This is a genomic window from Romboutsia sp. D33t1_170424_H2, assembly GCF_015669105.1.
GTDB lineage: Bacteria > Bacillota > Clostridia > Peptostreptococcales > Peptostreptococcaceae > Romboutsia_C > Romboutsia_C hominis.
The window spans coordinates 1-1,989 of record NZ_JADOZQ010000034.1; the positions used below are offsets into that span (position 1 = coordinate 1).

General features: G+C 31.9%; 3 protein-coding genes. All 3 read left to right on the forward strand.

Annotated elements, in window-relative coordinates; all coding sequences use genetic code 11:
- The coding region (locus I4U66_RS14555) for an SDR family oxidoreductase (protein ID WP_195238905.1) at nucleotides 1-777 on the forward strand (777 nt) is incomplete at its 5' end.
- Between the two features lie 9 nt (nucleotides 778-786).
- The gene (locus I4U66_RS14560; protein ID WP_207743642.1) at nucleotides 787-1,398 is read left to right on the forward strand and encodes a bifunctional 4-hydroxy-2-oxoglutarate aldolase/2-dehydro-3-deoxy-phosphogluconate aldolase; all 612 of its coding nucleotides are present in this window, start codon (nucleotides 787-789) and stop codon (nucleotides 1,396-1,398) included.
- A partial coding sequence (locus tag I4U66_RS14565) for a sugar kinase (protein WP_195929308.1) occupies nucleotides 1,382-1,989 on the forward strand: 608 nt, incomplete at its 3' end. The genes I4U66_RS14560 and I4U66_RS14565, both read left to right, overlap by 17 nt.

Genomic DNA, 1,989 nt, shown 5'->3' on the forward strand with positions numbered 1-1,989 from the left:
GCTATGGTTGAAGCTTTAGCTAAATGTGGAGCTAAAGTAGCTATACTTGCACTTGGAAAAGAAGCTTGTGAAGCTAAAGCTAAGGAAATAATAGATAATGGTGGATGTGCCATAGGAATAGAAGCTAACGTATTAGATAAAGAAAGTTTAAAAAGAGCTCATGATATAATTTTAGAAAAATTAGGACCATGCGATATATTAATAAATGGAGCTGGAGGAAATCATCCAAAGGGAACAACAACTAAAGAATACTTATTTGAAGAAGATTTAAATAATGAAGAATTAACAACATTCTTTGACTTAGATCCAAAAGGAGTAGAATTTGTATTTAACTTAAACTTCTTAGGAACATTACTTCCATCTCAAGAATTTAGTAAAGATATGATAAACAGAGAAGGATGTACAATAATAAACATATCTTCAATGAATGCATATACACCGCTTACAAAAATACCAGCATACTCAGGGGCAAAGGCTGCAGTAAGTAACTTTACTCAATGGTTAGCTGTACACATGTCTAAAGTAGGAGTAAGAGTAAATGCTATAGCACCAGGTTTCTTTGTAACAGCACAAAATGAAAAGTTATTATTCAATGAAGATGGAACACCAACAGAAAGAAGCAACAAGATATTAAATAGCACACCAATGGGAAGATTTGGAGAAGCCCAAGAATTAATAGGTACATTATTATATCTAGTAAGTGAAGATGCATCAGGATTTGTAAATGGTGTTGTTATACCAGTAGATGGAGCATTTTCAGCATACTCAGGAGTATAGGGGGATATTATGCTAGAAAGTATAAAAAAAGAAGGAATAGTAGCAGTAATTAGAGCAAAAGACCATGAAGAAGCTAAAGGATATATAAATGCTTGTGTAAATGGCGGAATAAGAGCGGTAGAATTAACATACTCAATACCTAATGTTGTTGATTTAATAAATGAACTAAGAGATGACAAAAATCTAATACTAGGTGTTGGAAGTGTTTTAAATAGAGAAATGGCTAAAGATGCAATATTAGCGGGAGCAAAATATGTTGTAAGTCCAGGATATAGTGAAGAAGTTAATGAAGTATGCAAACAATTAAATACACTTTATTTACCAGGATGTATGACGGTAAGTGAAATAATGAATGCACAAGATAAAGGAAATAAAATGGTTAAGTTATTCCCAGGTGATGTATTTGGACCAAAGTATGTAAAAGCTATAAAAGCTCCAATACCAAATGTTGAAATAATGCCAACTGGTGGAGTTAGTATAGATAATGTAGATAAGTGGTTTGAAATGGGAGTTTCTTGTGTAGGAGTAGGAAGTTCACTATTTAATGCAGGAAACTTAGAAGATATAGAAAACTTAGCTAAGGAATTTGTGGAGAAAATACAAAATGTCAGAAGCAAATAATAAAAAGGTTTTAGGTTTTGGGGAGGTAATGTTAAGGCTAATACCTCCCAACAATAAAAAAATTATACAGTCAAACTCTTTTGAAGCAATTTATGGTGGTGGAGAAGCAAACGTTATAGCAAGTTTATCTTGTTTTGGTCATAAGACTAAGTTTGCGACTAAATTACCAGACAACTCACTAGGTGATAAAGTAATAAGAGATTTAAAAGGATTTGATATAGATACTAGTTCAGTCGTTAGAGGAGAAGGAAGACTAGGAATATATTTTTCTGAAATAGGTCATGGATATAGAAGTACAGAAGTTATATATGATAGAAAATACTCAGCTATATCAATGGCAAATAAAGAAGAATTTGATATCAAATGTATGCTAAAAGATGTAAGTTTAGTTCATATGTCTGGTATAACTCCAGCACTTAGCAAAGAGTTATATAACTTAGTTATAGATATTGCAAAATACTGTAAAGAAAATGATATACTAGTGTCCTTGGATTCTAATTACAGAGCTAAGCTTTGGAGCTTAGAAGAAGCTAAAGGATTTTTAGAAAAAGTACTTCCTTATGTAGATATAGCATTTTTAGGAAAGTTAGA